At 58.5% G+C, this 8,448-nt stretch carries 7 protein-coding genes and 1 CRISPR repeat array; of the genes, 5 read left to right on the forward strand and 2 right to left on the reverse strand.

The window, feature by feature from the left end:
• Positions 1-230 precede the first annotated feature (230 nt).
• Together psbC and cobW are read left to right on the forward strand one after the other, a co-directional pair.
• Entirely contained in the window at positions 231-1,610 is a 1,380-nt protein-coding gene (psbC, locus tag NW843_RS06660) for a photosystem II reaction center protein CP43 (protein ID WP_414383044.1), read from the forward strand.
• 137 nt (positions 1,611-1,747) lie between these two features.
• Positions 1,748-2,806, forward strand: a complete 1,059-nt coding sequence (cobW, locus tag NW843_RS06665) for a cobalamin biosynthesis protein CobW (RefSeq protein WP_414522466.1) — start codon at positions 1,748-1,750, stop codon at positions 2,804-2,806.
• Between the two features lie 103 nt (positions 2,807-2,909).
• Here cobW and NW843_RS06670 read toward each other — a convergent pair whose 3' ends face one another.
• Positions 2,910-3,866: an NAD-dependent epimerase/dehydratase family protein gene (locus NW843_RS06670; RefSeq protein WP_414522467.1), complete on the reverse strand. Its 957-nt coding sequence runs from the start codon at positions 3,864-3,866 to the stop codon at positions 2,910-2,912.
• A gap of 209 nt (positions 3,867-4,075) precedes the next feature.
• Between NW843_RS06670 and NW843_RS06675 the strand changes: the two genes are divergently transcribed.
• The gene (locus NW843_RS06675) at positions 4,076-5,104 is read left to right on the forward strand and encodes an ABC transporter permease (protein WP_414522468.1); all 1,029 of its coding nucleotides are present in this window, start codon (positions 4,076-4,078) and stop codon (positions 5,102-5,104) included.
• A gap of 24 nt (positions 5,105-5,128) precedes the next feature.
• Here the strand turns inward: NW843_RS06675 and NW843_RS06680 are convergent, their stop codons facing one another.
• Positions 5,129-6,124 (reverse strand): AAA family ATPase, encoded by a 996-nt coding sequence (locus NW843_RS06680; RefSeq protein ID WP_414522469.1) that lies wholly within the window; start codon positions 6,122-6,124, stop codon positions 5,129-5,131.
• Between the two features lie 130 nt (positions 6,125-6,254).
• Between NW843_RS06680 and NW843_RS06685 the strand changes: the two genes are divergently transcribed.
• Complete coding sequence (locus tag NW843_RS06685; RefSeq protein ID WP_011432485.1) at positions 6,255-6,695, forward strand: RrF2 family transcriptional regulator; 441 nt, start codon at positions 6,255-6,257, stop codon at positions 6,693-6,695.
• Between the two features lie 71 nt (positions 6,696-6,766).
• A complete protein-coding gene (locus tag NW843_RS06690; protein WP_414351627.1) occupies positions 6,767-7,681 on the forward strand; it encodes a S1 RNA-binding domain-containing protein in 915 nt (304 codons plus the stop codon).
• 43 nt (positions 7,682-7,724) lie between these two features.
• Positions 7,725-8,408: a CRISPR direct-repeat array (repeat unit 36 nt; unit sequence GTGCTCAACGCCTTACGGCAATCAGAGGAAAATCAC).
• Positions 8,409-8,448: the final 40 nt, after the last annotated feature.

Here is an 8,448-nt window from a genome sequence, read left to right on the forward strand (position 1 = left end):
TGAGTTCCCTGAAGAAGTCCTCCCCCGCGGCAATGCGCTCTAAACCCACTGAGCTCGCTCGACTTTAGCTGCGGTAGATCCCTAGAGATCTGCTCTGTGAGGATGAGCGCTTGCCCAAGGGATCCCCTGCCGCGGATCCCAGTGGACAGGGAGCCCAACGGCAGGCGCTCGCGTTAACTAAACTTTTTTTGGTGTCTCTTGTTCCTGACTATCATTGGAGGTTGGTCTCTGTGACCTCGACAACATTTGGTTCTGCAGTGGTGCAAGATCGCACCCAAGGCGGATTTGCCTGGTGGGCTGGGAATGCCCGCTTGATTAATCTCTCCGGTCGGCTTTTGGGCGCCCATGTGGCCCACGCTGGCCTGATCGTCTTCTGGGCGGGAGCGATGCTGCTGTTTGAGGTGGCTCACTTCACGCCGGATCGGCCTATGTATGAGCAGGGCCTGATCCTGATGCCCCACGTGGCCACTCTGGGCTGGGGGGTTGGCCCGGGGGGCGAGGTGATTGACACCTATCCCTACTTTGTCATCGGGGTGCTGCACCTGATCTCCAGCGCCGTGCTGGGGTTGGGGGGCATTTATCACGCCATTCGCGGCCCAGAAACTCTGGAGCAGTCTTTCCCCTTCTTCGGCTACGACTGGAAAGACAAGAACAAGATGACCACCATCCTGGGGATCCACCTGATCCTGTTGGGGTTGGGGGCTTTCCTATTGGTGGCCAAGGCCATGTGGTTTGGCGGTGTCTATGACACCTGGGCTCCAGGGGGTGGCGATGTGCGGGTAATTACCAACCCCACCTTGAACCCCGCTGTGATCTTCGGCTACTTGTTCAAATCTCCCTTTGGTGGGGAAGGCTGGATCATCAGCGTTGACAACATGGAGGATGTGATCGGTGGCCACATTTACATCGGCATTATCTGCATTGCCGGTGGGATTTGGCACATCCTCACCAAGCCCTTCGGTTGGGCCCGCCGCGCCTTCATCTGGTCTGGGGAGGCCTATCTCTCCTACAGCTTGGCGGCGGTTTCCCTGATGAGCTTCATTGCCACTTGCTACATTTGGTTCAACAACACCGTCTACCCCAGCGAGTTCTACGGCCCCACTGGCCCAGAAGCCTCGCAAGCGCAAGCCCTCACCTTCATCGTGCGCGACCAGCGCCTGGGGGCGAACATTGGCCAAGCCCAAGGTCCCACCGGTCTGGGTAAATACCTGATGCGCTCCCCCACGGGCGAGATCATCTTCGGCGGCGAGACGATGCGCTTCTGGGATGTGCGGGCTCCCTGGAAAGAGCCGCTGCTGGGCCCCAATGGGTTGGATCTGGATAAGCTGAAAAACGACATTCAGCCCTGGCAAGCCCGCCGTGCAGTGGAGTACATGACCCATGCGCCGCTGGGATCCCTGAACTCGGTGGGTGGTGTGGCTACCGAGATCAACACGGTGAACTTCACCAGCCCGCGCACCTGGTTGGCTGCTCACAACTTCATCTTCGGCTTCCTGTTCTTCGTGGGTCACCTGTGGCATGCCGGTCGCGCCCGCGCCGCTGCTGCCGGTTTTGAGAAAGGGATCAACCGCGAGAACGAGCCGGTTTACCGGATGAAGCCGATCCGCTAACTTTGGGTTAGCACAACGGTCTCAATGGTTTGGCTTGGCCCCCATACCGGGGGCCTTTTTTTGGGCATCCCCCCCTCAAGGATTGGCAGAAAGAGAGCCTGGGGTGGAAACTGAAGAGCGCTGAGTCATCAGAGCAGATGCACAAGATCCCTGTTACCGTCATCACCGGATTTCTGGGATCCGGCAAGACCACGGTGATCCGTCACCTTTTGCTCAACAACCAGGGCCGCCGCATTGCCGTGTTGGTTAACGAGTTTGGCGAAGTGGGCATCGACGGCGAGTTGCTGCGGGATTGCCAACTGTGTGAGGGGGAGGGATCCATCCCCATTCTGGAGCTGGCCAACGGCTGTCTCTGCTGCACGGTGCAGGAGGAGTTTTTGCCCACCATGGAAGCTCTGTTGCAGCGGCGGGCGGAGCTAGACTGCATTTTGATTGAAACCTCAGGACTGGCCTTGCCCAAGCCGCTCGTGCAGGCTTTCCGCTGGCCCACCATTCGTACAGGCGCCACGGTGGATGCGGTGATTACGGTGGTGGATGGTCAGGCTCTGGCCTCCGGGCAACTGGTGGGGGATCCGGCGGCCCTGGAGGCGCAGCGGCAGGCTGACGAAAGTTTGGACCATGAGACTCCGCTTGAGGAATTGTTTGAGGATCAGTTGAGTTGTGCCGATTTGGTGGTGCTCACCAAGGTGGATCAGATCTCTTCTGAGCAACAGGCGCAAGTGGAAAGCTGGCTGCGCCGGCGGTTGCCCCCTGGGATCCAAATTCTCCCCTGTGAGCGGGGCCAGGTCTCCCCAGAAGTGCTCTTGGGCTTTAATGCAGCGGTGGAAGACCAGCTCGAGCGCCGCCCCAGCCACCACGATCACGGGGAGGAGCATGAGCACGAAGCTTTTGAGTCTTTCTACCTCAGCTTGGAGGGAGGTTATGAGCCGGGATCCCTGGTGGCTCAGCTACGCCAGTTGGCCCAAGAGGAATGTCTTTACCGGATAAAAGGGTTTGTGGCCGTTCCCCACAAGCCGATGCGCCTGGTGCTGCAGGGGGTGGGATCCCGATTTGAAACCTACTACGACCGCCCCTGGCGACCCCAGGAGCCGCGCTTGACCCGACTGGTGCTGATTGGGCAAAACCTCAACCGCGAGCGCATTGCCGCCCAGCTCCAGGCCTTGGCCATCAGAGAAACGGTGGCCCCCACCGGCTGATCCCTGTCGGAGGCGAGTGGGATCCCTTAGGTCCTCGGCTCTCATCCCCCCGTCCCAGAGGGAAAGGAAGTAGCGTCCAGTTCTACTGTTACTCAAAGGTGGTCTAGAGGTAGGTATCCAAAAGAGAGGCCACGGTGGGGAAGTGGCAGCGCAAACCCAGGGTTTCTGGGGAAATGGCCGGGTAAACAAAATGGCGCTGGCGCAGACAGAACTCATCCCAGGCTGAAAGCCGCACCCGAAATAGAAAGGCCAAGCCGCGAACGAGAGCCGGGGGCAGAGGCACTCGGAAATAGATCCGTTTTTTGAAATAAGCACACATCTGTTCCACACATTCATCCCAGGAGAGGGGGGGATTGCCCAACACCCAATCGCCGCCACCAGGCAGATGGGCCACCCAATAGGCCACCATCTCGGCCACATCGGCAGCGTGGATAAAGTGGAAGCTGGCATCCACCCGCAAAAAGCGGATCAGATCCAGCCAGCGGAGAACGTCCTTGAGGCCGGCAGTGATGTGGGAGTAGGGGTGGTGGGGGCTGCCGCCAAAGAGCAGGGTGGGATAAAGGGTGAGCAGGCGCTCCGGCCAGAAGCCGCTTTCCTGCCGCCGCAGCAGCATCTCGTACTTGCTGCGGATGTAGTCGGTGCCGGCCCGTCCGGCAATGGCCAAAGGCTCCAGGTCCTGGTTCAAAAGGCTGGCCGTGGAAAAGTAGATCACCTGCTGACAGCGCTCCGGATCCAACAACTGAAAGAGCTCCAGGGTGTGGGTAACATTCACGGCCCAAGCCAGGGCGGGATCCCCCCAAGCTGCCGCCATGTGGATCAGCCCGTCCATCTGCCGTAGCAGGGCAGCCTGTTCCCGGATGCGCAGGAGATCGCCGGGTACTAGGGTGATAGGGGCGGGCAGCCGTTCCAGGGGCAGCCGTAGGCGGCTGGTCTCGCGGATGAGAACGTACAGGTGGTAGGCGGGCCGCTCCGGAAACTCGGGATCCCTTTGCTGGGCCAGGCGCTCCAACACATAGTGCCCCAGGCAGCCGCTAGCGCCGGTAAGAAACAGGTTTCGCAAGAGGTCTTCCCAACGGGACTCGATGAAAAAAGCTTCTGACTAGTGTACCGCTTCAGCTTCTGTCTGCCGGACTGCCTGAGCCCTCAATTCCCCTGCAAGAGAGCCGCTCGACTTGGCAAACCCCACACTGGAAATCTGGCCGCAAGGATGTCAGCATAGTTCGACAAGAATCCAACTCAAAGAGCATATCCGAATATCCATCTGCATCTGTGGCTGTAACCTCCTCTCCGCCTTCCCGTTCCCGCGCTTTTGGCCTTTGGCCGCCGCTGGCCTTGGTTTTGCAGCGGCTGACCCAAGCGGTGCCGGTGCTGCTGTTGATCACGGTGCTCAGCTTTTTGCTCTTGCAGCTGGCCCCCGGAGATTTTTTGGATCCCTTGCGGGCGGATCCCAGTGTCAGCCAGGAGTTTATTGCCCAAGAGGAAGCGCGGCTGGGGTTTGATAAGCCCTTGGTTTGGCAGTATTTGACCTGGCTGGGCAACCTGCTGCAAGGGGATTTCGGGGTGAGCTACACCTATCGCGTGCCGGTAGCACAGCTCATCCTCTCCCGCGCCGGCGCTACCTTGCTGTTGGCGGTGTCCTCTGTGGTGCTGACTTGGCTGGTCGCCATTCCCCTAGGGATCCTGGGGGCGCTGCGGCAGAACACCCCCCTGGATCGGGCGTTGCAGTTGCTCAGCTACCTGGGCCAGGCCATGCCCAGCTTCGTGCTGGCCATTTTGCTGCTAATTGTGGCCCAAAACGTGAGCTGGCTGCCGGTAGGGGGGATGACCAGTGTTTATTTTGCCGAGCTTAGTTTGGGGGAAAAGTTGCTGGATCTGGGCCGCCACCTGCTCCTGCCCACGCTGGCCCTGAGCATCACCAGCTTTGCCGGGCTGCAGCGGATTACGCGCGGCAATTTCTTGGATGTGCTGCGGCAGGAATACATCCAGGCGGCGCGGGCCCGTGGGATCCCAGAGTGGCGGGTGATCTGGTTGCACGCGCTGCGCAACGCCGTCAACCCCTTGATCACGATCTTGGGCTTTGAGTTTGCCAATCTGCTCAGCGGCTCTTTTATTGCCGAGTTTTTCTTCAATTGGCCGGGGCTGGGCAAGCTGCTCTTGGAGGCTGTTCAAAGTTTCGACATCAATGTGGTGATGGCGGGGCTTCTGCTGGGGGCCGTGATGCTCATTCTGGGCAATTTGTTGGCCGATTTGCTCCTGATGTGGGTGGATCCCCGGATCCGACCCGACTCACTGCTGTAGTTAACCATTGCTGCTACGGATCCCTCAAACAGGCGGCTCAATTGTGGAGACAATATCCCGAATCACCGCCTCAGCCTCTTGCCGTCGGTTGCCGGCCATCTCTCCCGACCCGGCCAGAGAAACCCGATGGGTCAGTACCGGCACGAACAGTGCTTGCAGATCTTCTGGTAGACAAAAGCTGCGCCCTTTCACCAGCGCCTGAGCCCGTGCTGCCCGCGCCAAGGCCAGGGCTCCACGGGTGGATACCCCCGCCCGCAGCAGCTTGGACACGCGAGTGGCCTGCACCACCTGCAGAAGATAGTCCGCCAGGGATCCATCCAAATACACCTGATCCACCGCCGACTGAATCTCTCGCAACTCCATCAGGGAGAGAACCGGCTGCAGAGCATCCACCGGCTCGGCCTGTTGCCGTTGCAAGAGTAAAGCTCGCTCTACCTCAGGGCTGGGGTAGCCAATCGACAGCCGTACCAAAAACCGATCCAACTGGCTTTCTGGGAGGGGATAGGTGCCGTGGTACTCCAAAGGATTTTGGGTGGCCAACACCATAAATGGGCTGGGCAGCGGGTAGGTGCGATCGTCCAGCGAAACCTGCTTTTCCGCCATTGCCTCCAGCAGGGCACTTTGGGTGCGGGGCGAGGTGCGATTGATTTCATCCGCCAAGACCACGTGGGCAAAAATGGGGCCGGGACGAAATTCAAAATCCCCTTTTTCTTTGTTGAAAAGGGTGAGGCCAAGGATATCTGTCGGCAATAGGTCGCTGGTAAATTGAATCCGCTGAAACTTGGCTCCCAAACTGTGGGCGATGGCCCGCGCCAAAGTGGTCTTGCCTACACCGGGCACATCTTCAAGCAAAACATGACCTTCCGCAACCAAGGCCGTGACCACCGCCTGCACCACCTGCGATTTGCCCTGAAACACGGATTCGATATTGGCAATCAGCTTGCCAATCTGTTGGTGCAAGGTTTGTAATCGCTCCGCTGGGATCCGTGCTGAACCAGACCGGCTGCCGACACTCGCCATAAACCATTCCCAAAGGGGCCTATTCCACCTTACAGGCTGGATCCCATTGCCAGCTCAGGGCGGGATCCCGCTAAACCCCACTAAAAAACCGGAGTATCATAGACCTAAGCCCTCCACAAGGATGGATATCTTGGAACTGTCTTGCAAAAGTGAATATGCTCTCCTGGCCCTTCTGGAATTGGCCCAGCACTACAGCGATGGCCAGGTGCTGCAGATTAAAGAAATTGCGGCTCATCAGTCCATACCCGACCGCTACTTGGAGCAATTGCTGGCCACCTTGCGCAGACAGGGGTTGGTGCGCAGCCAACGGGGATCCAAGGGAGGCTACTTCCTGGCCCGAGCACCCTGGCAGATCTCGCTGCTGGATGTTATCCAGGCCATCGAGGGGGAAGATCTCAGCCGCTCCCGCGACTTGCCCTCGGGCGATCTCACCCCAGAGCGGGAAGTGCTCCTGAAGGCCTGGCAAGATGCCCAAGCTGCGGCGGTAGCCATTCTCCAGAAGACCACCCTACAAGACCTCTGCGACCGGCAGGCACAACAGCAACAAGCTCGGCTTATGTACTACATTTAAGCCAGAGGCTGGGATCCTTGGAAGGTTTTGGGTTATCCTGAAACCCATTGCTTTTCGAATTGAGCCCTTCCATGACCGTTCGCTCTTCTCGCTCTCAGGCTGCCGATACGTTTTCCGCGGAAGATTTTGCCCAGGCTTTAGACAAGCAAAACCTCAGCTTTCAACCGGGGCAGGTGGTGCAAGGCCGCATCTTCCAACATCAGAACGATGGCGCTCTGGTGGATATTGGCGGCAAATCCCCGGCCTTTTTGCCCCTCAAGGAAGCAGGGATCCGCCCAGGGGAAGATTTGAGTGCGCTCTTTCCTTTAAAGACAGAAGCCGAGTTTCTCATCCTGCGGGAAGATGCAGAAGGACAAATTGTGCTCTCGGCGCGGCGGCTGAGGCTGAAGCGGCTTTGGGAAGAGCTGGCCCAGAAGCAAGCCAACGGCCAGACGGTAACCGTTCCGGTGATCGCCACCAACAAAGGGGGGGTGGTGGTGGATGTGCAGGGGCTGCGCGGCTTCATTCCCCGCTCCCACCTCAGCCAACGAGAAAGTCTGGAGGAGTTGGTGGGGCAATCCTTGACAGCAAGCTTTATCGAGGTGAACCCAGAAGCCAACAAGCTGGTGCTCTCCCAAAGGGCGGCTGTAAAGTCCGAGAACCTGAGCCGCTACACCAGTGGCCAAGTGGTGGAAGGCAAAGTCAGCGGACTAAAACCCTTCGGTGTGTTTGTGGACTTGGAAGAAGGGGTAACCGGGCTGTTGCACATCAAGCAGGTCAGCCAAAGTTTTGTAGCCTCGCTACCGGATTTGTTCAAACCAGGCCAACGCATCAAAGCTGTTGTCATCGATGTGGATGAGGCCAAGGGACGGATGGCCCTCTCCCTGCGGGTGCTGGAAAAGCATCCGGGCGAGGTGCTGGAGCAGCTGGACAGGGTTATGGAGGAGGCCGAAGAGCGGGCCGGTAAACTCAAGGGGAGAATAACATCCGACGGCCAAGTCATCTGATCCCATCTCTGCCTCGAGTTCGGATGCAAAACCTGCAGAGGGAAAGCAAGACGCCTTACGGCAATCAGAGGAAAATCACCTCGACTGCCTGGGCATGGGCCCGGTGGACGTCCGTGCTCAACGCCTTACGGCAATCAGAGGAAAATCACGAGCGGAGTCGCCGTCCCTTGGGCGGTCTACCAGTCGTGCTCAACGCCTTACGGCAATCAGAGGAAAATCACTGGAAGCCCACTTCTGTCGTGTCAGGCACTGCCCGTGCTCAACGCCTTACGGCAATCAGAGGAAAATCACTTTAATCCCACCTCCGATTATGGTCGGAAGTCCGCGTGCTCAACGCCTTACGGCAATCAGAGGAAAATCACTCAATGCGCTGGCCCATCTCAGGCAGTGTCAAGACTTTGTGCTCAACGCCTTACGGCAATCAGAGGAAAATCACACGGTTACGGTATCAGCCGTGCCAATCGATTCAGGGCGTGCTCAACGCCTTACGGCAATCAGAGGAAAATCACCAAAACCGGTCAGAACACTGGCAATTGAGGTGTGGAGTGCTCAACGCCTTACGGCAATCAGAGGAAAATCACACATAGGCGTAACGGGCCCAAGGCGGCTAACCCCAGAAGTGCTCAACGCCTTACGGCAATCAGAGGAAAATCACGTGCAGTGCCGGGTCAAATCTACGTCTGCCGGGTAAGTGCTCAACGCCTTACGGCAATCAGAGGAAAATCACTCTTATGACCACCAATTCTAACCCAACTTCCAACCCGTGC

This window comes from Synechococcus sp. R5-12 (genome assembly GCF_047502655.1).
Taxonomy (GTDB): Bacteria; Cyanobacteriota; Cyanobacteriia; order Thermostichales; family Thermostichaceae; genus Thermostichus.